This is a genomic window from Neisseria sp. P0007.S010 (assembly GCF_051962875.1).
GTDB lineage: Bacteria > Pseudomonadota > Gammaproteobacteria > Burkholderiales > Neisseriaceae > Neisseria > Neisseria subflava_A.
Map to the genome: position 1 here is coordinate 225315 of NZ_JBQCUX010000002.1, position 23167 is coordinate 248481.

At 49.5% G+C, this 23167-nt stretch carries 21 protein-coding genes; 7 read left to right on the forward strand and 14 right to left on the reverse strand.

Annotated elements, in window-relative coordinates; all coding sequences use genetic code 11:
- Positions 1-150: 150 nt before the first annotated feature.
- The 6 genes from rep to ACTHR7_RS02575 form a co-directional block, all read right to left on the reverse strand.
- Positions 151-2151 carry a DNA helicase Rep gene (gene rep, locus ACTHR7_RS02550; protein ID WP_440370265.1) on the reverse strand — a complete coding sequence of 667 codons (2001 nt, stop codon included), beginning with the start codon at positions 2149-2151 and terminating at the stop codon, positions 151-153.
- Positions 2152-2241: 90 nt separating this feature from the next.
- The gene (locus ACTHR7_RS02555; RefSeq protein ID WP_004520335.1) at positions 2242-3177 is read right to left on the reverse strand and encodes a dihydroorotate oxidase; all 936 of its coding nucleotides are present in this window, start codon (positions 3175-3177) and stop codon (positions 2242-2244) included.
- Between the two features lie 226 nt (positions 3178-3403).
- On the reverse strand, positions 3404-4585 hold the full coding sequence (locus ACTHR7_RS02560) for an aspartate aminotransferase family protein (RefSeq protein WP_440370266.1): 1182 nt from the start codon (positions 4583-4585) through the stop codon (positions 3404-3406).
- A 112-nt stretch (positions 4586-4697) separates the two neighbouring features.
- Positions 4698-5642 (reverse strand): class I SAM-dependent methyltransferase, encoded by a 945-nt coding sequence (locus ACTHR7_RS02565; RefSeq protein ID WP_440370267.1) that lies wholly within the window; start codon positions 5640-5642, stop codon positions 4698-4700.
- Positions 5643-5656: 14 nt separating this feature from the next.
- Entirely contained in the window at positions 5657-6049 is a 393-nt protein-coding gene (locus ACTHR7_RS02570; RefSeq protein ID WP_049335231.1) for a hypothetical protein, read from the reverse strand.
- A gap of 21 nt (positions 6050-6070) precedes the next feature.
- Positions 6071-6274, reverse strand: a complete 204-nt coding sequence (locus ACTHR7_RS02575) for a hypothetical protein (protein ID WP_141747906.1) — start codon at positions 6272-6274, stop codon at positions 6071-6073.
- Between the two features lie 115 nt (positions 6275-6389).
- Here ACTHR7_RS02575 and ACTHR7_RS02580 point away from each other — a divergent pair, with 115 nt between their 5' ends.
- Positions 6390-7799, forward strand: a complete 1410-nt coding sequence (locus ACTHR7_RS02580; RefSeq protein WP_440370268.1) for a DEAD/DEAH box helicase — start codon at positions 6390-6392, stop codon at positions 7797-7799.
- Positions 7800-7926: 127 nt separating this feature from the next.
- Here the strand turns inward: ACTHR7_RS02580 and leuB are convergent, their stop codons facing one another.
- The 8 genes from leuB to leuC form a co-directional block, all read right to left on the reverse strand.
- Positions 7927-8997, reverse strand: coding sequence for a 3-isopropylmalate dehydrogenase (gene leuB, locus ACTHR7_RS02585; RefSeq protein WP_440370269.1), 1071 nt, complete (start codon positions 8995-8997; stop codon positions 7927-7929).
- Between the two features lie 66 nt (positions 8998-9063).
- On the reverse strand, positions 9064-9927 hold the full coding sequence (locus tag ACTHR7_RS02590; protein ID WP_440370270.1) for a DUF1444 family protein: 864 nt from the start codon (positions 9925-9927) through the stop codon (positions 9064-9066).
- A gap of 38 nt (positions 9928-9965) precedes the next feature.
- Positions 9966-10427: a YhcH/YjgK/YiaL family protein gene (locus ACTHR7_RS02595; RefSeq protein ID WP_107697346.1), complete on the reverse strand. Its 462-nt coding sequence runs from the start codon at positions 10425-10427 to the stop codon at positions 9966-9968.
- Positions 10428-10524: 97 nt separating this feature from the next.
- Positions 10525-11193, reverse strand: coding sequence for a DUF2625 domain-containing protein (locus ACTHR7_RS02600; protein WP_114926218.1), 669 nt, complete (start codon positions 11191-11193; stop codon positions 10525-10527).
- A 68-nt stretch (positions 11194-11261) separates the two neighbouring features.
- Entirely contained in the window at positions 11262-11903 is a 642-nt protein-coding gene (gene leuD, locus ACTHR7_RS02605; protein ID WP_003677355.1) for a 3-isopropylmalate dehydratase small subunit, read from the reverse strand.
- 48 nt (positions 11904-11951) lie between these two features.
- The gene (locus tag ACTHR7_RS02610) at positions 11952-12317 is read right to left on the reverse strand and encodes a VOC family protein (RefSeq protein ID WP_049335221.1); all 366 of its coding nucleotides are present in this window, start codon (positions 12315-12317) and stop codon (positions 11952-11954) included.
- A gap of 103 nt (positions 12318-12420) precedes the next feature.
- Entirely contained in the window at positions 12421-12642 is a 222-nt protein-coding gene (locus ACTHR7_RS02615; RefSeq protein ID WP_004520349.1) for a hypothetical protein, read from the reverse strand.
- A gap of 129 nt (positions 12643-12771) precedes the next feature.
- Positions 12772-14181, reverse strand: coding sequence for a 3-isopropylmalate dehydratase large subunit (leuC, locus tag ACTHR7_RS02620; RefSeq protein WP_049343582.1), 1410 nt, complete (start codon positions 14179-14181; stop codon positions 12772-12774).
- 264 nt (positions 14182-14445) lie between these two features.
- On the opposite strand from leuC, the gene gshA reads away from it, so the two are divergent.
- The 6 genes from gshA to aroD all read left to right on the forward strand — a co-directional run bounded on the left by gshA (position 14446) and on the right by aroD (position 23156).
- Positions 14446-15804, forward strand: a complete 1359-nt coding sequence (gene gshA / locus ACTHR7_RS02625) for a glutamate--cysteine ligase (RefSeq protein ID WP_070644804.1) — start codon at positions 14446-14448, stop codon at positions 15802-15804.
- Between the two features lie 102 nt (positions 15805-15906).
- Positions 15907-16977, forward strand: coding sequence for a magnesium/cobalt transporter CorA (gene corA / locus ACTHR7_RS02630; RefSeq protein WP_070644802.1), 1071 nt, complete (start codon positions 15907-15909; stop codon positions 16975-16977).
- A 114-nt stretch (positions 16978-17091) separates the two neighbouring features.
- Positions 17092-17574: an acyl-CoA thioesterase gene (locus tag ACTHR7_RS02635; protein WP_003686444.1), complete on the forward strand. Its 483-nt coding sequence runs from the start codon at positions 17092-17094 to the stop codon at positions 17572-17574.
- Between the two features lie 127 nt (positions 17575-17701).
- Entirely contained in the window at positions 17702-20473 is a 2772-nt protein-coding gene (gyrA, locus tag ACTHR7_RS02640) for a DNA gyrase subunit A (protein WP_440370271.1), read from the forward strand.
- A gap of 64 nt (positions 20474-20537) precedes the next feature.
- A complete protein-coding gene (gene uvrC, locus ACTHR7_RS02645; RefSeq protein ID WP_440370272.1) occupies positions 20538-22379 on the forward strand; it encodes an excinuclease ABC subunit UvrC in 1842 nt (613 codons plus the stop codon).
- Positions 22380-22406: 27 nt separating this feature from the next.
- The gene (aroD, locus tag ACTHR7_RS02650) at positions 22407-23156 is read left to right on the forward strand and encodes a type I 3-dehydroquinate dehydratase (protein ID WP_440370273.1); all 750 of its coding nucleotides are present in this window, start codon (positions 22407-22409) and stop codon (positions 23154-23156) included.
- Positions 23157-23167: the final 11 nt, after the last annotated feature.

Consider the following 23167-nt stretch of genomic DNA (forward strand, 5'->3'; position numbering starts at 1 on the left):
TTATTAGATTATTTTTGTTTATTTTTGAAGAATCGGGAGGAATGGGAATAGATGGGTGTAAAGGGATAAAGTAAAAATTATTTGATTGTTGTCTTTGACATTTTGCTGACAATAAGGCCGTCTGAAACCTTACTTTCAGACGGCCTTGCTTTATCCTTTTCTTTTGTTTCCCAGCATATCCAGCAATCCTGCTAAATTACTTTTTCCTTCTTCCTTGCTCACAATCGGCTCGCCGCCTTTGCGGCCTAGGATTTTGATGTCTTCCTGCGGCATTTCGTCTATGAAGCGGCTCGGTTCGGGGAATTGCCATGTGCCTTGCTTTTTACGTTTGAGGCAGTGGGTCAGTGTAAGTTGGCGTTTGGCGCGGGTAATGCCGACGTACATCAGGCGGCGTTCTTCTTCGACATTGTCTTCTTCGATGCTGTCATTATGCGGCAAGATACCTTCTTCGCAACCGACAAGGAAAACGTAGGGGTATTCCAAACCTTTGGAAGCGTGCAGGGTGGAGAGTTTGACGGCATCGACTTCTTCTTCGCTTTTGCCTTCCAAAAGCGTCATCAGGGCGATGGTTTGGGCAAGCTCGATGATGTTTTTGCCGTCCTGCTCGCCTTTGCGTTCCAGCCAGCCGGTCAGGTCGGTAACGTTACGCCATTTGATTTCGCCTGCTTTGCCTTCTTCGTTGGCCAATAGGTGGTTTTCGTAGTCGATTTCTTTCAGCAGGTTATGAATAAGCTCGCCTGCTTCGCTGGTTTCGGCTCTGGCGCGGTAGTTTTCAATCATATCCATGAAGGCTTGCAGGTGTTGGCGGTTGGTATTGTTCAACAGGGCAAGCGCTTCTTCGGTTTGCGCGGCTTCATACAGGCTGCATTCGTGTTCGTTCGCGTAGGTGTTGAGCTTGCCTAGTGTGACGTCGCCGATGCCGCGTTTGGGCGTGGTGACGGCGCGTAGAAAAGCAGGATCGTCGTTGGGGTTGGCAAGCAGGCGCAAGTAGGACAAAACGTCTTTGATTTCAGCTTTGTCGAAAAAGCTTTGTCCACCGGAAAGCTGGTAGGGAACGCGTGCGCTGCGCAAGGCTTCTTCGAAAATCCGCGCCTGATGGTTGCCGCGGTATAACACGGCGAAATCGGCGTATTGGGTTTTGTCGCCGCCGACCAGCTTCTGCTTGACGATTTGGCTGACAACCCAGTCGGCTTCGTGCTGCTCGCTTTGACAAGCAACGACTTTGACGATTTCGCCTTCGCCGAACTGCGACCAAAGTTTTTTGGTAAAGAGTTTGGGGTTGTTTTCGATGACTTTGTTGGCGATTTTGAGAATCCGCGCGGTGGAGCGGTAGTTTTGCTCCAGCTTGATGATTTTCATTTGCGGATAGTCTTCCTGCATTTTACGCAGGTTTTCCATGTTCGCGCCGCGCCATGCGTAGATCGACTGGTCGTCGTCGCCGACAGCGGTAAACATGCCTTCCGCGCCGGTCAAGAGTTTCATCAGCGTAAATTGGCAGGTGTTGGTGTCCTGACATTCGTCAATCAACAGATAACGCAGCCGCCGCTGCCATTTGTTGCGCACTTCGCTGTTTTGCTGCAAGAGTACAGCTGGCAGGCGGATTAAGTCGTCAAAATCTACTGCTTGATAGCTTTGCAGGGTTTCCTGATAACTCGCATAGACGCGCGCTGTTTGTTGTTCCCATACATTAGCGGCCGTCTGAACGACATCTTCAGGCGTTTTTAAATCGTTTTTCCAAAGGGAAATTTGATGCTGCGCTTTGAATATGGCTTCTTTGCCCGTACCGCCCAAGAGCTCGCCGATGATTTTGGCGCTGTCGGTAGAGTCGAGGATGGAAAAGTTTTTTTTGTAACCGATTTGATTAGCTTCTTCACGCAAAATCTTCATGCCCAAAGAGTGGAACGTGCAAATCGTCAGCCCGCGCGTTTGCGATTTGGGCAGCATTTTGGCGACGCGCTCCTGCATTTCCGTGGCGGCTTTATTGGTGAAGGTAATCGCGGCAACGGTATGCGGCAGATAGCCGACATTGACAATCAAATGTTTGATTTTTTGCGTAATCACGCCGGTTTTACCGCTGCCAGCGCCGGCAAGCACGAGTAGGGGGCCGCCTAGATATTTGACTGCGGCTTGCTGTTGGGGGTTGAGTTTCATTGAAGGGGAAGACGGGTAATGTGGGGAGCAATTATACAACAAGGCCGTCTGAAATTTTCAGACGGCCTTGGGCGTTTTTTAGAGTAAACCTTATGAAAAATATTTCAATTTGCCTTTGAAGTCTTCCAGTTTTTCGTAGCCTTTTTGCGCCATGATGGCTTTTAATTCAAGGGAAACCCGTTCAAAAATGTCCACACCTTGCTGGTGTAGTGCCGTGCCGATCTGCACCATGCTTGCGCCGCACAAGATGTGTTCAAAAGCATCCCGGCCGCTGTAAACGCCGCCTGTGCCGATAATTTGGATAGATGGATCCAGTCTTTGATAGAACGCGTGGACATTGGCGAGCGCGGTCGGTTTAATGTATTGGCCGCCTATGCCGCCGAAGCCGTTTTTCGGGCGGATCACGACGGATTCGTCTTCGATATACATGCCGTTGCCGATGGAGTTGACACAGTTGACGAATTTTAGGGGATAGCGGTTGAACACTTTCGCCGCTTGATCGAAATGGGCAATATCGAAATACGGCGGCAATTTGATGCCCAAGGGCTTGTCGAAGTAGGTAAAGGCATTATCCAAAATCATCTCGGTGGTTTCAAAGTCGTAGGCAATTTGCGGTTTGCCGGCGACGTTTGGGCAGGATAGGTTGAGTTCGGTAATACCGTTAAACCCGCTATTTTGCACCTTTTCCAACAGGATATGTGTTTCGCCGGGCGACAGGCCGACCAGTGATAGGAAAAATGTCCGTTCCGGCTGAGACTCTTGAAGGGTAAGCAGGTAATCCAGATAGTAATCGATGCCTTGATTCGGCAAGCCCATCGAATTGATGCTGCCGAGAGGCACGTCCCGATAACGCGGCTCGGGGTTGCCTTGACGAGGGGTAAGCGTTGCGGTCTTGGTAATGAAAGTGCCTGCCGAAGACTGTCTGACCGCTTCCAATTCCTCAACAGTCATACATGACACACCTGCCGCATTCATCAGGCAGTTGTCAAAAGAAAAACCGGCGATTTGGGTTTTCAACGATACCATCTCCTGCTCCTTTTCTTCGTAAAATCAAATTGTTTGCCAAGCGTAACACGAAGAGGCGGTACGATTTTTAACAAACATCAAATGACAAAGCATGTAGGCGGATGTTGTTTTCAATATTGAAAAAGGCCGTCTGAAAAAACTCAAACGGTCTTTCAGACGTCCTTCACTATATGGCATCAATTAGGAACAAAAGCTGTCGGCTGATTTGGCTATTTGGTTTTAAAAATCAGGCCAACCATTCGGCCAAGGCTGCTTCAAAACGTTTCAAGCCTTCGGCCATGTCTTCATCGTTCAGCAGCAGGCTGGGGGCGAAACGCACCACATTGGCACCGGCAACCAGTACCATCAGGCCGTGTTTCAAAGCGGCGGCAGTAATTTCCGAAGCCTTGCCTTCGTATTCGTCTGCCAACACGCAGCCGAGCAGCAAGCCCATGCCGCGGACTTCTTTAAATACGCCGGTCTTTTCGCCTATTTCACGCAAGGCCGTCTGAAGTTTTTGGCCTTGTTGTTTAACGTGTGCCAATGTTTCGGGCGCATTGATGATGTCAAATGCACGGCTGCCGACCGCACACGCCATCGGATTGCCGCCGAAGGTTGAGCCATGTGTTCCGGGGCCGAAGGTTGGGGCGATTTTATCGGTGGTCAGAATCGCGCCAATCGGGAAGCCGCCGCCCAAGGCTTTGGCGGAGCTGAGAATATCGGGTGTTACGCCGTAATGCTCGTAGGCAAACAGTTTGCCCGTATGACCCATGCCAGTTTGTACTTCGTCCAAAATCAGCAAAGCACCATGTTTGTCGCATAAACGGCGTGCGGCTTGCAGATATTCTTGAGTGGCAGGCAGAATGCCGCTTTCACCTTGAATCGGCTCGATAATCACGGCGCAGGTTTTGTCGCTGACGGCTGCTTCCAATGCGGCAATATCATTAAATGGAACATGGGTAATATCTGACGGCAGCGGCGCGTAGTCTTTGCTGTATTTGGGCTGGCCGCCGACGGATACGGTAAACAGGGTGCGGCCGTGGAAGCTGTTGAGGCAGGAGATGATTTCGGTTTTGTGTTTGCCAAAATGATCGCGAGCGTATTTGCGCGCCAGTTTTAGCGCGGCTTCATTGGCTTCTGCGCCGGAATTGCAGAAAAACACTTTGTCGGCAAAGGTGTTTTCGACCAATTTTTTGGCCAATTCTTGCGCCGGTTGGGTGGTATAGATATTAGAAATGTGCCAGAGTTTTTGCGATTGTTCGGCCAAGGCTGCGACCAAATCGGGATGGCAATGCCCCAGCGCGTTCACGGCAATACCGCCTGACAGGTCAATGTATTCTCGTCCTTCAGTATCCCAAACCCGGCTGCCGAGCGCACGTTCCGGAATCATGGGAGCGAATGAGAAATTGGGCGTCAGGTAGTTTTGCATGTTCTTTTCCTTTTGATATTGTCAACAATTTCTTGAATTATGCACCTATTGATTCAGAGATTCAATATGGCAATCAGGCCGTCTGAAAACTGGCTTTCAGACGGCCTGATGCTTATTTATGCTTGATTTCCCAACATTGATGGATTTTTTTGTTGCGGAAATCGTCGGGAACGGACTGTTTGGAAATGTCTTTGACAGCGTATTGTTCCGCGACCGAATCGTCCAACACAAAGCTGCGCAGGTTGTTGGAGAAATACAGAATGCCGTCTGAAGCGAGCAGGCTCATTGCACCATCAATCAGCTTTTTATGGTCGCGCTGGATGTCGAGGATGTCGAGCATCTTTTTGCTGTTGGAAAAGCTGGGTGGATCCATGACGATCAGGTCGAACTTTTTGCCTTCGTCTACGGCGTTTTGCAGGTATTGGAACACATCGGCACGGACGATTTTGTGTTGTTCGGGGTTGATGCCGTTGAGTTCGAAATTGCGTTTTGCCCATTCGAGATAAGTGTTGGACAAATCAACAGTTTCGCTGGATAACGCGCCGCCGGTTGCGGCATAGACGGTGAAGCTGCCTGTGTAGGAAAACAGGTTGAGGAAGCGTTTGCCCGCTGCGGTGTCGCCGACTTTTTTGCGCGTGTTGCGGTGATCGAGGAAAAGGCCGGTATCGAGGTATTTGTCGAGGTTGACCCAAAACTTGCGGCCGTTTTCAGTGATGACGAAATCGTCGCCGGTTTTGCCGGTTTTCTCGTATTGCTGTAAACCTTTTTGGCGTTCGCGGCGTTTGAGGTGGATTTGTTCGGGCGCAAAGCCGGTCACAAAACCAATAGCTTCCAATACATCGGCAAGCCATGCTTCGTATTCTTCGGGCTGCATCAGCCAGCCGGTATCGTATTCCTGAAGATGGATTTGGTCGCCGTAAACATCGACGGCAAAGGGAAATTGGGGAATATCGCGGTCGTAAATGCGCCAGGCTTCGATATTGTTGCGTTTGGCCCATTTCATAAGATGTTTGATGTTTTTGCCCAAGCGGTTGGCAAAGGGGGTAATGTCGGTCATGGTTTCAGACGGCCTTATTGGGGAAGTTTCCAGAATTGATCAGCAGGGACGTAGGCGTGGCGGTCAAGCATATAGAGAATTGTATCGTCAGGCGCAACCATGGTGGCACGGTCGGCCTTGCCTTTAAACGGGAACACGATTCGTGCTTCCGAGGCGTTTTTGATGTCGATGCCGTAGCTGGTTCTGCCGCTTTCTAATTTGTATTGGTTTTGAGTGTATTCGTAAACGGCTTCTTTGCCTTTTTCGTCTTTGACGGTAAAGCTTTTTTCGGCAAAAGTGATTTCGGCTTTGCTGCCGTCGGATGCAACGGCCTTCCATTCGCCGCGATAACTCTCCGAGCCACTGCACGCGCCAAGCAACAGGGCGGCAGCAAGTGCAGGTAATAAGGCGGTTTTGAAAAACTTCATGTCGGATTCATCCGTGCTGATTCAATAAAACGGCATTATAGCTTGATTTTGCACTCGCAGCCTGTTTTGCTTGACCTGGGCGGTTTTCTCCTTTATTATCCGCCGTTCGCCTTTTGATACGAAGCCATCGTCATCCAACCTAAACCGCCGTTTCGGGCGTGTTTCTTTTATTGCTTGCATATTTGCAAAGCCTTTTCTGTGCAGGTTGTCGTCGATGTTAACCACAAGCAAGATGCTTGCGACAACCCTGTAACTTCACATTCCCCGTATCGTTACTTTCCTTTGCTTCAGGTCGTCTGAAATTGTTCAGGCGTGCGCGTTGTTGTCTCTTAGGATAGATATGTCTATTAAATTTGCCGATTTGAACCTTGATAAAAACATTTTGTCTGCCGTACGCAGCGAGGGTTATGAAAGCCCGACCCCGATTCAGGCGCAAGCGATTCCGTTTGCTTTGGACGGTCGCGATATTATGGCTTCGGCACAAACCGGTTCAGGCAAAACCGCAGCCTTCCTGCTGCCGACTTTGCAAAAACTGACCAAGCGCAGCGAAAAACCGGGCAAAGGCCCGCGCGCTTTGGTGTTGACCCCGACCCGCGAACTGGCGGCGCAAGTGGAAAAAAACGCGCTGGCGTATGCTAAAAATATGCGTTGGTTCCGTACTGTCAGCATTGTCGGCGGCGCATCTTTCGGCTACCAAACCCGCGCCCTGAGCAAACCGGTTGACCTGATTGTCGCCACTCCGGGCCGTCTGATGGACTTGATGCAAAGCGGCAAGGTTGATTTTGAACGTTTGGAAGTTCTGATTTTGGACGAAGCCGACCGTATGTTGGACATGGGTTTTATCGACGACATCGAAACCATCGTAGAAGCAACGCCGACTGACCGTCAGACTTTGTTGTTCTCTGCCACTTGGGACGGAGCAGTGGGCAAACTGGCGCGCAAACTAACCAAAGACCCTGAAGTCGTCGAAGTCGAGCGCGTGGACGACCAAGGCAAAATCGAAGAGCAGCTGCTGTACTGCGACGATATGCGCCATAAAAACCGCCTGCTCGACCATATCTTGCGCGATGCCAATATCGATCAATGCGTGATTTTCACGTCCACCAAAGCCATGACCGAAGTCATCGCGGATGAATTGTACGAAAAAGGTTTTGCCGCCAACTGCCTGCACGGCGATATGCCGCAAGGCTGGCGTAACCGCACGCTGATGGACTTGCGCAAAGGCCGCTGCAAAATTTTGGTTGCCACCGACGTTGCCGCACGCGGTATCGACGTACCAACCATTACCCACGTTATCAACTACGACTTGCCCAAACAGGCTGAAGATTACGTTCACCGCATCGGCCGTACCGGCCGTGCAGGCCGTACCGGTATTGCGATTACTTTTGCCGAAGTGAACGAATACGTCAAAGTACACAAAATTGAAAAATACATCGGCCGTAAATTGCCTGAGCTGACCATCGAAGGCATGGAGCCGACACGCAAACGCAAATCTGCCGGCGGCAAACCGAAAGGCAAAGGAGGCTGGGGCGATCGTAAATCCGGCGGCTGGCGCGGCGATAAGAAACCGGCTAAAGAAGGCTTTAGCGGCAAATCACGCGGCGAAGGCCATAAAAAAGACGGTTTCAAGAAAGATGGCTTTAAGAAAGACAGTTTCAAGAAGTCTGACGGTTTCAAAAAAGGCGGCGAAGGCTTTAAAGGCAAGCGCAAGTCTAACGACAGCTTTGGCGGCAAACACAAAAGAGGTTGATTGCTTCAATCTTAAGGCCGTCTGAAAAGACATAAGGGCGTGTGAAGACACGCCCTTTTTTATGGTTTCAAGTTTTCGCATATAAAAAAAGCGTGGGATTGGTCCGATGCTTTTTTCAGACGGCCTCTTACAAAGCAGCCAATACGGCATCGCCCATTTCGGAGCAGGAAACCAGTTTGGTACCTTCTTCATAAATGTCGCCGGTACGCAAGCCTTGTTGCAGTACTTTTTGTACAGCGTTTTCAACTTGTTGAGCGCGTGCTTCGTCGTTCAGGCTGTAACGCAACAACATGGCAAGAGACAATACGGTCGCCAGCGGATTGGCTTTATTTTGACCGGCAATGTCAGGAGCGGAGCCGTGAGACGGTTCGTACAGGCCTTTGCCGTTTTCGTCCAAAGAAGCAGAAGGCAACATACCGATGGAGCCGGTCAGCATGGAGGCTTCGTCAGAGAGGATGTCGCCGAAGATGTTACCGGTGGCAATCACGTCAAATTGTTTGGGCGCGCGTACCAACTGCATGGCGGCATTGTCGACGTACATATGGGAAAGCTCGACGTCAGGGTATTGTTTGCCAACTTCTTCAAAGATTTCGCGCCACAGTTCGGTGGTTTCCAAAACGTTGGCTTTGCCTACGGAGCAGACTTTTTTGCTGCGTTTTTGGGCGGATTGGAAGGCAACGTGGGCAATACGGCGGATTTCGCTTTCGCTGTATTTCATGGTGTTGTAGCCTTCGCGTTCGCCGTTTTCTAACACACGGATGCCGCGCGGTTCGCCAAAGTAAATATCGCCGGTAAGTTCGCGTACGATGAGGATGTCGAGGCCGGCGACGATTTCCGGTTTCAGAGTGGAAGCATTGGCCAGCTCTTTATACAAAATGGCAGGGCGCAGGTTGGCAAACAAATTCAAGTCTTTGCGGATGGCCAACAAGCCACGCTCAGGGCGCAGCGGACGGTCGAGATTGTCGTATTGAGGAGAACCGACTGCACCAAGCAGGACCGCATCGGCTTTGCGGCAAAGGTTTTGCGTGAATTCTGGATAAGGATGGCCGTATTCGTCATAGGCTTCGCCGCCCAAAGGCGCGTATTCGTAGCTGACATCCAAACCTTGTTCGATAAGTTTGTCGAGTACACGGACGGTTTCTGCAACGATTTCAGGGCCGATGCCGTCGCCGCGCAAGATAGCGATATGTTTGGTCATTTCGGGTTTCCTTATGGGAAGGTTTTAGGTAAAGGGCAGGTCGTCTGTTTTTCAGACGGCCTTAAATCAATTTGCTCTGAAAACGCTGATTGTACCATTATGGTACTGGTAAAGCTGGGTAGAAATCGCGTAGGCAGAGTCTTCAAATGCCTGCAGGGCGATATTTGCCATTGCCTGCAAAGCCTCTTCATCGGACGGGCTGCAAAAGAGCAGGGCGTTGCGTGCCGGGACTGCAAAAACAGGGTTGGCCGGCAGCATAGGATCATCTTTAAGTACTTCGTCCAAAAGCAAAATCAAGGAAGCATCATAGTCGTTGTCCAAATGGATTTGGGTCAATGACCAACCTTCGGCATGATGAATTTGGACACGTCCATTCATCCGTTGGCGCAGATTATCCATGGCGGTACGATACAAGGCGTCCTCATCTTCAATACCGGCCTCTTTCATATGTTCACGATTGAGCGTATGCATGGATTCTTCCGTATCCACCATATAAAGCAACATGATATCGCCGGCAATCGGTTTGTATGCCAGGTAATCGGCAGGTTCGGCTTGGTCCGTATTTGTAATCAGTCTAGCGTTTTCCAGATAAATCGTATTTTTAATCGTCGGAAGAATTTGTTGTGCCGAAACACTGGCATCAGTGTCTTGAATCTTATAGATAACCGCTAAATTGGCTGCAACAATAGCCTCCAAGGCCTCGGGATTTTGCAGATAACTTGTGTAATGGTTGCTCAAATATGTACTGAACGATGCTTCATCGTCTTTGGAAAACTGGACAATGATGGGCGAAGAAGCAATATTTTCGCCCCAGTCGATTTTCGCCTCAAGATCCAATTCTTCTTGGATGCGACGGGCAAAGTATTCGACAAATTCCTGCCAAGTCATTAATTTAGGTTTGGAGCGGAACAACCTGCTGAAAAAAGACATATTGTGTCCTGAATAAGGGGATAAGGCCGTCTGAAATATTATAGACGTTCGGTTTCAATACGGATTTTAAAAACAACTTTGCGTATGTTCGGTCTGTCGCCGACCAATGGAGCATGCGCATCATTCGGGAAAAATAGCGCAAATTCGCCGGGCTCCAAGGTCAGCCAAGTTTCCGGCTCGCAGTCGAAAAACTCGATATCGCGCTTTTCGTTGTAGCCTAAACCGTTTTTCAGACGGCCTCTGTCTATCCAGCCATATATTTCGTTACCATCAATCGGCGTTTGAATATCAATATGTTTTAAGTGCGCTTCAGGCTGAACTTCGCCTTTAGTCCTCATCGGCTCACTGCCGATAAAAATACGGATATTGGGATTCTCGCATGGCACTTGGCCGTCTGGCAGCTTGGCAAAATCCAAGGTCTGCAACAGATGGAAGGCTTCGGCAAAGTCGGGATGCAAGGCAGCGTAGCGGGTGGCATTGCTTATGGTGTCGGTAATCATGGTGTGGTTAGGTAGAAATTAAACTTCAGGATGTGAAGAATACGTTTTAAGGACGCTTTATTGAGATTATGACAACAAGGCCGTCTGAAAGGGCTTTTTATGGAGTTGTGTTTTGCAGATTCAAAGTGGAAGCATAATGTTCAGCAATAGGAATACGCTTGAGGCTGACTTGGTTTATATCGCTGCCTTCTTCAGTCCATAAAAACGGAAAGAACGTGTAAACGCTGTCGCCATTCAAATCATGGATTTCTTCGCGCCAATTTTCCCAACGCAGGTTTTCGTAAAACAACTGTAAATCGCCGGTCAATGCCCAATTTAAGAAGTCGCCATAACCTTTACCGCAATCTTCCCATTCCAGTGTATCCGGTGGTAGGTAGAAAACATTACCTACTTTGCCATTCAATCCTCCGCCATTAATCGCAAAATAGCCTCCAGCAACATCATCGGCAAACAGATAATAGGGAGCAGGGCCTGCTGGCTCGGATTGTGTACGGCTTAGATTCCAACTTCCCAAGCCACGAGGTAGCTTCGCGCTGCCAGAACCAAGTATCCGTAACCAACCGTCATCGATAAGGATACCGCCGGTTTCATAAACGACAGCACCCATAAACGAACGTATCGTTACTTGGGTTTTGACAAGTTCTTCCTTTGCCTTTTCAAGCGTACGTGGCAGAACTTCAACGCTGTTTACCGCTTCTGTAAGCCACTCTTGAATCAATGGCCACGCAGGGTCTTGGGTTTGGATTAATTCGTCGAATGATCTCATGGTCTATCCCAATACATTCAGTAAAGGCCGTCTGAAACACTTAAATTTTTCAGACGGCCTTTTGTATATCAACCGTTAAACAGCCAAGGCTGGCTTTGGCGGCGTTTTTCTTCAAAGGCGTGAATTTCGTCAGCGTGTTGCAGGGTCAGGCCGATTTCGTCCAAGCCGTTTAAGAGGCAGTGTTTGCGGTGTTCGGTAATGTCGAATGTGAATGTTTCGCCGCTTGGTGTGGTCAGGGTTTGCTCGGCAAGGTCGATGGAGAGCTGATAGCCTTCATTAGCTTCAACTTCTTTGAAAAGCTGGTCAACCTGTTCTTCTGTCAAAACGATAGGTAAAAGGCCGTTTTTGTAGCAGTTGTTGAAGAAGATGTCAGCGAAGCTGGGGGCGATGACGGCGCGGAAGCCGTAGTCGTCCAATGCCCAAGGGGCGTGCTCGCGTGAAGAGCCGCAACCGAAGTTTTTACGCGTCAACAGGATTTGTGCGCCTTGATAGCGTGGCTGGTTCAGGGAGAAATCCGGATTCAACGGGCGTTTGCTGTTGTCCATGCCTGGTTCGCCGTGGTCGAGGTAACGCCATTCATCAAAGGCATTGGGGCCGAAGCCGCTGCGTTTGATGGATTTCAGAAATTGTTTGGGGATAATGGCATCGGTGTCGACGTTGCTGCGGTCGAGCGGGGCAACGATGGCGGTAATTTTGGTAAAGGCTTTCATGTCAGATTCTTATAGTAATAATGGGAAATTATTTTATGGCTATTCGGGTTAGCGTGTGCTGTGCAAACCGATTCGGTTGCCTTCTGTGTCTTCGATAAATGCTGCAAAGCCGTTGGCAATGCGGAATTTCTCTTGTAACAGTTTGCCGCCTGCTTCAACGGCTTTTTCTGCTGTTTCGGCGCAATTCGGGCAATTAAAGAAAATGGTTGTACCGCCGTGGCCGGGCTGGGCATTGCTGTCGTGCCAAATCATGCCGGCCGTACCGTGTTGGGTGTAATCGGCTGGGAAAATGATGAAACGGAATCCGTTGCCGCCAACGTCTTGTAGGGGCTTGCCGAATACGGATTCGTAAAAGGCTTTGGCGCGATCCAAATCATGAGCGTGAATACCAAACCAGCTTGACGGATTACTCATTGTTTCTTCCTTTGCTTGGATTCGTGAAAATGTCTGAAAAATTAATAATGTATCAGGCCGTCTGAAACGGAGTCAGGAGCTTCAGACGGCCTGATTTACCGAATTATTCGGTAGCGGCTTCGATTTTTTCTCCAACATGGCTCATGCCGCGGCCTACTGCATTACCGCCTTTTTTAACGGCTTCTCCGGTTTTATCGGCTACGCGCTCGGCAGTCTCTTTGGTTTTGTCCCAATTGCGGTTGGTATCGTCTTTTGCGCCGGACCAAGTGCTGGAACAAGCTGACAGGATAAGGGCTGCGGCAGCCAATGCAAACAGTTTTTTCATACTAGATTCCTTTCAAGTTATCAATGATTAAGAAGGTTTTCGGACGTTTTTCGCAATATAATAAGAAAACTTGCTTGAGCAAGGTATTGTTTCAGACGGCCTGATGAATAAAGGCCGTCTGAAAATACTTTAAGCCATAGTGCGGATGTCGGTAAAGTGGCCGGTAACCGCGGCTGCGGCTGCCATGGCAGGGCTGACGAGGTGGGTGCGTCCGCCGTTGCCTTGACGGCCTTCAAAGTTACGGTTGGAAGTGGAGGCGCAACGTTGTCCCGGGGTCAAGCGGTCGGCATTCATGGCGAGGCACATTGAGCAGCCCGGCTCGCGCCATTCAAAACCGGCTTCGATAAATACTTCGTGCAAGCCTTCTTTTTCTGCCTGCTCTTTAACCAAACCGGAGCCAGGGACAATCAATACGCGTTGTACATTGTCCGCTTTTTTGCGGCCTTTGGCGATAGCGGCAGCTTCGCGTAAGTCTTCAATACGGCTGTTGGTGCAAGAACCGATAAAGACGATATCGACAGGGATTTCGTTTAATGGCGTACCGGCTTCCAAGCCCATGTATTCAAGGGCGCGTTCCATGCCGCTGCGTTTGACCGGATCGGCTTCTTCGGCAGGATTAGGCACTTTGCCGCTGATGTCTAAAACCATTTCAGGCGAGGTGCCCCAAGTTACTTGAGGCTCGATGTCTTCGGCTTTGAAGTGGTATTCTTTATCAAATACGGCACCTTCGTCAGACACCAGCGTGCGCCAGTATTCGACGGCTTTGTCCCATGCTTCGCCTTTAGGTGCGAAAGGTTTGCCTTTTACATAGTCGATGGTGGTTTGGTCGACGGCAACCATGCCTGAGCGCGCACCGGCTTCAATCGCCATATTGCACAAGGTCATGCGGCCTTCCATGGAAAGGCTGCGGATGGCTTCGCCGCCAAATTCAATGGCGTAGCCTGTACCGCCTGCCGTACCGATTTGGCCGATGATATAAAGCGCCACGTCTTTGGCGGTAACGCCGGGTTTCAGACGGCCTTCAACGGAAATCAGCATGGATTTGGATTTTTTAGCGGTAATACATTGGGTCGCCATGGTGTGCTCGACTTCGGAAGTGCCGATACCGTGCGCCAATGCGCCGAATGCGCCGTGAGTAGAAGTGTGCGAGTCGCCGCAGACAACGGTCATGCCGGGCAGGGTAGCACCTTGCTCCGGGCCCATAACGTGCACAATGCCTTGACCTTTATCCATGAACGGGAAGTAGGCGAGTGCGCCAAACTCTTTAATGTTTTTGTCCAAAGTGTCGACTTGCAGTTTGGAAATCGGATCTTGGATACCTTTGTCCCAGTCGCCTGTCGGGGTGTTGTGGTCGGCTGTGGAGACTACGCTGTCAATACGCCAGAGTTTGCGGCCGGCCATTTTCAAGCCTTCAAATGCTTGCGGGCTGGTTACTTCGTGAACCAGGTGTCGGTCGATGTAAAGCAGGACAGTGCCGTCTTCTTCTTCGCGGACGACGTGGCTGTTCCAAAGTTTATCGTAAAGGGTTTGTGCGCTCATGATGAGTATTCTTTGCTATTGGTAGGTATGAATGATGGTTTGCGTTTATGGGCGGATTTTAGGCTTTTTATAGGGGCTGCGCAATAGGAATTTGTCCAATTTTTAAAATTTGTTGCAAAGTTTCAAAAACACTTGTCAAAAATTAGACAAATTGTAGAATTGTTGACAAAAAGATGCATCTTATCTGAAAGAATACTTGTCGAAATGCACTAAAAAGTTCTATCATTCTCACTCAACATCCACACTTACCAAGAGGTATAAAGAATGAAATTACCGGTAATGGCTCCTGAGCATCTGACTCAATTACGGGAATTTGAGAAAAAAGTCCTTGCCAATCATGCCAAAATCGAAGCATGGTTCCGTTCGCATTGGAACGAACACCGTCCACCATTTTATGGTTCGGTTGACATCCGTAATGCCGGTTACAAAATTTCATCTATCGATATGAACCTGTTTCCGGGCGGCTTCAATAATTTGAATCCCAACTTTATCCCGCTGGCGGCGGTTGCCGCGCAAGATGCGGTACAGCGTGCCTGTGAAACGGCAAAATCCGTATTGATTATTCCTGAAAACCACACACGCAACACATTCTATCTGCAAAACGTTTACGCACTCAGCGAGATTTTGCGTTCGGCAGGATACGAAGTGCGCTTGGGCAGTTTGAATCCTGAAGTGACTGAGCCAACCGAGTTTGAAACCGCGTTGGGCGACAAAATTTTGCTTGAGCCTTTATTGCGTACCCGTGAGCGTGTACATCTCGCAGACGGTTTCTCGCCTTGCGTTGTTTTGTTGAACAATGACTTGTCTGCGGGTGTTCCTGAAATCCTTAAAGACATCAGTCAAACCGTATTGCCTCCATTGCACGGCGGCTGGACGACTCGCCGTAAAACCGAACATTTCGGCGCGTACAACCAAGTTGCAGCCGACTTTGCCAAGTTGATTGACATCGACGAATGGCAAATCAATCCTTATTTTGAAAAAATCAGTGGTTTGGACTTCCAAGAGCGTGAAGGTGAGGATGCGTTAGCGGAAGCAGTAGAACGTGTGCTGGCGAAAATTCAAGCCAAATACGACGAGTTGGGCATTACCGACCAGCCTTTCGTTATTGTGAAAGCCGACGCAGGTACTTATGGCATGGGCGTAATGAGCGTTAAATCTGCAGATGAAGTACGCGGATTGAACCGTAAAAACCGCAATAAAATGGCGAAAGTCAAAGAAGGTTTGGAAGTCAGCGAAGTCATTGTCCAAGAAGGTATTTATACCTACGAAACCATGGATGGCGCCGTGTGCGAACCCGTTGTGTATATGATGGACCGTTTCGTAATCGGCGGTTTCTTCCGTGTACACGAAGGCCGTGGCGTGGACGAAAACCTCAACGCCGGCGGTATGGTATTTGTCCCGCTGTCCAACAGCATCCCCACCGGCAGCGGCGACAATTCCCAAGAAGCCCCCGAAGCCTGCAAGCGCGTATTTGAACAATGGGACTCGCTCGGCATGCCACGCTCTGAAAAAGACTGTGATGTGGACAACGAACACAACCGCCTCTACGTTTACGGCGTAATGGCGCGCCTGTCCTTGCTTGCCGCTGCATTGGAGTTGGAGAAAACCGCGCCCCAAGCCTAATAAAGCGTTGATCGATATTGTCAGGCCGTCTGAAAATTAGTTTTCAGACGGCCTTTTCTGTCTGTACAATTCATTCTAACTAAAAAAACATGATTTATTTTTATGAGCAAACCAGCCAATCCAGTTGAAATAACCGACAATCTGCAAGACCAAACCATGAAGCGCAGCAATACCGACAATGCGCCGCGTTCTGCTATCCATCAAACCTTGTATTCCGCCGATACCTTTGCTCAGCATGATTATCTTGCCGGAAAAAACTTGCCCGATATTGTCCGTCCGCAAGAAGGCCAAATCAACTGGCTACATTTTGTCGGTATCAATGATGTTGCCTTGCTCAAGCACGCGCTTGAGCCTTATGGCATTCATGAGCTGGTTATTGAAGATATTCTCAGTCGTAAGCAGCGTCCGAAAATTGAAGATTACGGCAACTATGTTTTTACTGCCGCACAGGTTTACCACTATACCTCTACGGGCAAACTCCATTCTGACCAAGTGTATGTGATTATCGGCAAAGATTTTGTGTTGTCTTTCCAACAAAAACCGCTGGGCTTATTCAGCCATCTTCGCCGGCAGATGCACGAGAATCCGCACAATATTTTGAACAAAAATACAGCGTTTCTTGCTTATTGCCTGCTCGACCGTATTGTGGACGACTATTTCATTGTTTTGGAGTCGTACAACAACCGTGTCGAAGTAATAGACAAGTCGCTGTTTAAAAATGAAAACAGCGATATTCTCAGTAAGATTCACCGACTCAAACGCGATGCCGTCCGTCTGCGGCGCACACTTTTGCCATTGCGCGATGTGTTCTACCAACTGGCCGTACGCGGCGATTTTGCCATTTTCAAAGGCGAATCGACCGTCTATCTGCGCGATGTGTACGACCACAATATGCAGCTTATCGAATCGCTTGATGCCTCGCGTGATATGGTGTTGAGCATGATGGACATTTATCTTTCCTTCCAATCCAACCGCATGAACCAGCAAATGCGCGTGTTGACGGTTATCACCATCATCTTTATGCCGCTGACCGTCATCACCGGTATCTACGGCATGAACTTCGACAATATGCCCGAGCTGCATTGGCATTACGGCTATTTCATGGTTTTGGGTGTGATGCTGTGCATTATTATCGGACTGCTGATTTTCTTCTCACGTAGAAAATGGCTGTAAACAGGAAGGCAATGGGTTGAAATTCAACGATTAAAAACGGTAGAATGATTTTGCACACGTGCAGTCTGAAGTTTTCAGACAATTTTAAAATAAATATCAAAAGGAGAATAAACGATGAAACCGGAACGCCAACTACCTTCCCATGAACTGATTATGTCCGAACTGATGATGCCTTATACGGCAAACTTCAGCGGAAATGTTCACGGCGGCGATCTTCTGCGCCTGCTCGACCAAGTAGCATATTCCTGCGCCTGCCGTTACAGCGGTACCTATTGCGTTACTCTGTCTGTTGATAAAGTATTGTTTAAAGAGCCTATTCATGTCGGTGAGTTGGTAACCTTTTACGCCAGTATCAACTATACCGGCCGTACTTCTATGGAAGTCGGTATCCGTGTGGAGGCGCAAAACATCCACACAGGCGAAGTGCGTCATACCAACAGCTGCTACTTCACCATGGTTGCCGTTGAAGACGGTAAGCCGGTTCCTGTACCACCTTTGGAAATCAATACACAGCGCCAACGCTGCCGTTATGAAAGGGCTAAAAAGCGTAAAGAGTTGAGTTTGCAGGCTGCGAACGAAGATTCTGGCTGCAACTAAATTAAATTTATTAAATAACGAAGGCCGTCTGAAATCCTGTTTCAGACGGCCTTCACGCAAAAGCCATAAACCGCTTGTTTTGTGGTAGAATCAACAAGATTTTTGCCATACGAAATTACAGATAATCATGACCGACGCAACCATCCGCAACGACCATAAATTTGCACTTGAAACCCTGCCTGTCAGCCTTGAAGACGAAATGCGCAAGAGCTACCTCGATTACGCCATGAGCGTGATTGTGGGACGAGCCCTGCCGGATGTCCGCGACGGTCTCAAGCCGGTACACCGCCGCGTGTTGTACGCGATGCACGAGTTGAAAAACAACTGGAATTCCGCCTATAAAAAATCGGCGCGTATCGTCGGCGACGTTATCGGTAAATATCACCCCCACGGTGATATAGCCGTTTACGACACCATCGTCCGCATGGCGCAAGACTTCTCCATGCGTTATGTACTGATTGACGGTCAGGGCAACTTCGGTTCTGTCGACGGCTTGGCCGCAGCAGCCATGCGTTATACCGAGATCCGCATGGAAAAAATTTCCCATGAAATGCTGGCGGATATTGAAGAAGAAACCGTCAACTTCGGCCCCAACTATGACGGCAGCGAACATGAGCCGCTGGTATTGCCGACCCGTTTCCCGGCTCTGTTGGTAAACGGTTCGTCCGGTATTGCCGTCGGTATGGCAACCAATATCCCGCCGCACAATTTGGGCGATACCATTAATGCCTGCCTGCGCTTGTTGGACGAGCCTGAAACTGAAATCGACGAGCTGATCAATATCATCCAAGCGCCCGATTTTCCAACAGGCGCAACTATTTACGGTTTGAGCGGCGTTCGCGAAGGCTATAAAACCGGCCGTGGCCGTGTAGTGATGCGCGGTAAAACCCATATCGAGCCTATCGGTAAAAATGGCGAACGCGAAGCCATCGTTATCGATGAAATCCCATATCAAGTAAACAAAGCCAAGCTGGTTGAGAAAATCGGCGAGTTGGTGCGCGAAAAAACGCTGGAAGGCGTATCCGACCTGCGCGACGAGTCCGACAAATCCGGTATGCGTGTCGTGATTGAATTGAAACGCAATGAAAATGCCGAAGTCGTTTTGAACCAACTCTACAAACTAACCCAGTTGCAAGACAGCTTCGGTATCAACATGGTGGCCTTGGTTGACGGCCAGCCGCGTTTGCTGAACCTGAAACAAATCCTGTTCGAATTCCTGCGCCATCGTCGCGAAGTCGTTACCCGTCGTACTTTGTTCCGCCTGAAAAAAGCGCGTCATGAAGGCCATATTGCCGAAGGTAAAGCAGTTGCCTTGTCTAATATCGACGAAATTATCCGCCTGATTAAGGAATCTGCCAATGCGCCGGAAGCCAAAGAAAAACTGCTGTCCCGCCCATGGCGCAGCAGCTTGGTTGAAGACATGCTCAGCCGTACGGATTTAGACCTGCACATGATGCGCCCTGAAGGTTTGCCAGAGAATTTGGGTCTGCACAGCCAAGGCTATTATCTAAGCGAATTGCAAGCCGATGCCATCCTGCGCATGAGCCTGCGCAACCTGACCGGCCTTGATCAGGAAGAAATTGTCGGCGAATATAAAAACCTGATGAGCAAAATCATTGATTTCGTGGATATTCTTTCCAAACCTGAACGCGTTACCCAAATCATCCGCGAAGAATTGGCAGACATCAAAGCCAACTTCGGCGATGAGCGTCGCAGCGAAATCAATCCGTTTGGTGGCGATATTGCAGATGAAGACCTGATTCCGCAACGCGAAATGGTCGTTACCCTGACTCATGGCGGCTACATCAAAACCCAGCCGACAACCGATTATCAGGCGCAACGTCGCGGCGGCCGCGGCAAACAGGCAGCGGCAACCAAAGACGAAGACTTTATCGAAACCCTGTTTGTTGCCAACACGCATGATTATTTGATGTGCTTCACCAATTTGGGCAAGTGCCATTGGATTAAAGTGTACAAACTGCCGGAAGGCGGCCGCAACAGCCGCGGACGTCCGATTAATAACGTTATCCAATTGGAAGAGGGCGAAAAAGTCAGCGCCATCTTGGCCGTGCGCGAGTTCCCGGAAGACCAATACGTTTTCTTCGCCACTGCACAAGGCATGGTGAAAAAAGTCCAGTTGTCTGCGTTTAAAAACGTCCGCAGCCAAGGCATCAAAGCCATCGCGCTTAAAGAAGGCGATTACTTGGTCGGCGCAGCGCAAACCGGCGGTGCGGACGACATTATGTTGTTCTCCAACTTGGGCAAAGCCATCCGCTTTAACGAATATTGGGAAAAATCCGGTAACGATGAAGCAGAAGATGCAGATATCGAAACCGAAAACGAAGATTCAGACGGCCTGGATGATGAAAATGCCGAAAACGCATTACCAAGCGGCAAACACGGTGTCCGTCCGTCCGGTCGCGGCAGCGGCGGTTTGCGCGGTATGCGCCTGCCAGCCAATGGCAAGATTGTCAGCCTGATTACCTTCGCCCCTGAAGCCGAACAAAGCGATTTGCAAGTATTGACCGCTACTGCCAACGGCTATGGCAAACGCACCCCGATTGCCGATTACAGCCGTAAAAACAAAGGCGGTCAAGGCAATATCGCCATCAATACCGGTGAGCGCAACGGCGATTTGGTTGCCGCCACTTTGGTTAGCGAAACCGATGACCTGATGCTGATTACCAGCGGCGGTGTCCTGATTCGTACCAAAGTTGAGCAAATCCGCGAGACTGGCCGTGCAGCTGCAGGTGTCCGCCTGATTAATCTGGATGAAGGCGAAACCTTGGTCAGCTTGGAGCGCGTGGCCGAAGAGGCTGAAGATGAAGCCGCTTTAGAAAGCGATGCAGCTGAAAACCAAGTGGTAGAAGCTGAAGATACTCTGTCTCAAGAATCTTAAACGTCAATGAAAAAGGCCGTCTGAAAAGTTTTCAGACGGCCTGCTTATTCCAAAAGAAAATCCCGTGAGCGCAACCGAACCGTTCGATTTACCTCTTTTTCTGAAAAATCTGCCCAATCTGCCGGGCGTGTACCGTTTTTTTGACGAAGACAACAATGTTTTATATGTCGGTAAAGCGGTCAATCTCAAGCGGCGCGTTTCCAGCTATTTCCAAAAAAACGACCATTCGCCGCGCATCGCATTGATGGTAAAACAGGTTCACCATATCGAAACCACCATCACGCGTTCCGAAGCCGAAGCGCTGATTCTCGAAAACAACTTCATCAAAGCCTTGTCGCCGAAATACAATATTCTTTTCCGCGATGACAAAAGCTATCCTTATTTGATGCTCAGCGGCCATCAATATCCGCAAATGGCGTATTACCGCGGCACGCTGAAGAAACCAAATCAATATTTCGGCCCGTATCCTAACAGCAATGCCGTGCGTGACAGCATTCAAGTATTGCAAAAAGTCTTTATGCTGCGTACCTGCGAAGACAGTGTATTCGAGCACCGCGATCGTCCTTGCCTGCTTTACCAAATCAAACGCTGCACCGCGCCTTGTGTCGGCCACATCAGCGAAGAAGATTACCGCGACAGCGTACGCGAAGCCGCGACTTTCCTCAATGGCAAAACCGATGAATTGACGCGTACCCTGCAACACAAAATGCAAACCGCCGCTGCCAATCTGCAATTTGAAGAAGCCGCGCGTTACCGCGATCAAATTCAAGCACTCGGCATCATGCAGAGTAATCAGTTTATCGACAGCAAAAATCCGAACAATCCCAACGATATCGATTTGCTTGCGCTGGCGGTTTCAGACGGCCTGGTTTGCGTACACTGGGTCAGCATCCGCGGCGGACGGCATGTAGGCGACAAAAGCTTTTTCCCCGACACCAAAAACGATCCCGAGCCAGACGGACAAGATTACGCAGAAGCCTTCGTCGCCCAACACTATCTGGGCAAAAGCAAACCCGACATCATCATCAGCAACTTTCCCGTTCCCGATGCGCTGAAAGAGGCTTTGGAAGGCGAACACGACAAACAAATGCAGTTTGTCACCAAGACCATAGGCGAACGCAAAGTCTGGTTGAAAATGGCGGAACAAAACGCACAAATGGCGATTGTACAACGCCGCCTGCAACAAAGCAGCCAGCAACACCGTATTGATGAACTGGCTAAAATCCTCGGCATGGATTCAGACGGCCTCAACCGCCTTGAATGTTTCGATATCAGCCATACACAAGGCGAGGCCACTATTGCGTCCTGTGTTGTGTACGATGAGCAAAACATCCAGCCTTCACAATACCGCCGCTACAACATCACGACTGCCAAACCCGGCGACGACTACGCCGCCATGCGCGAAGTGTTGACGCGCCGTTACGGCAAAATGCAGGAGGCCGAAGCCAACGGCGAAAGTGTCAAATGGCCAGATGTCGTGTTGATTGACGGCGGCAAAGGGCAAATCGGCGTAGCCGTATCAGTATGGGAAGAACTCGGGCTGCACATTCCTTTGGTCGGTATCGCCAAAGGCCCCGAGCGCAAAGCTGGTATGGAAGAACTCATACTGCCTTTTACCGGCGAAGTCTTCCGCCTGCCGCCCAACAGCCCGGCTTTGCATTTATTGCAAACCGTACGCGATGAGTCGCACCGCTTTGCGATTACAGGCCACCGCAAAAAACGCGACAAAGCACGCGTTACTTCCTCACTCAGCGAAATCCCCGGTATCGGTAGCAAACGCCGTCAAGCATTGCTTACCCGATTCGGCGGTCTGCGCGGCGTGATTGCGGCCAGCCGCGAGGACTTGGAAAAAGTGGAAGGCATCAGCAAAGCCTTGGCAGAAACCATTTATGAGCATCTGCACTGATTGGCTTGAAGAGCAAAAAGGAACAATATGAAACCTGTCATCATCAAAAATATCGAGATCGGCAAAGGCCTGCCTAAAATTGCCGTACCGCTGGTGGCCGCCAATACGCAGGAATTGGAACAGGCTTTGCGCGTATTGAAAGATACGGCTTTTGACATTATTGAATTTCGTGCGGATTTTTTTCAAAAAGCGCTTGATGCCGATTTTATTGCCGAACAATTAGGCATTGTCCGACAGGCTTTTCCTGACAAGCCTTTACTGTTTACGTTTAGAAGGGCGCAAGAGGGCGGCAACACGCCTTGTGCTGACGACTATTATTTTGAATTATTGGAAAAAATTATCTGTTCCAAACAAGCCGATATTATCGATATCGAGCTTTTTGCCGAGGAAAGCGGCGTAAAACAAACCATTGCTTTGGCGCATGAGTATCAAACTGCCGCCTTACTTTGCAATCACGATTTCCAAGCCACACCGCCTCTGGCAGACATTACAGGCCGTCTGAAAACAATGGCCGAGTGGGGCGCGGATATCTGCAAAATTGCCGTCATGCCGCAATCGCCGCAAGATGTATTGACTTTATTGCAGGCAACATATGATGTTTCACAAATTATCGACCGCCCGATTATTACTATGTCCATGGGTAAAACCGGAGCCGTCAGCCGCTTGGCCGGCTCGACTTTCGGCTCAGCTGTTACCTTTGGCGCGGCACAAAAAACGTCGGCACCCGGCCAAATTGATGCTAATGAATTGAGGAAAATCTTGGCAATTTTGGGATAGTTTAATTATTA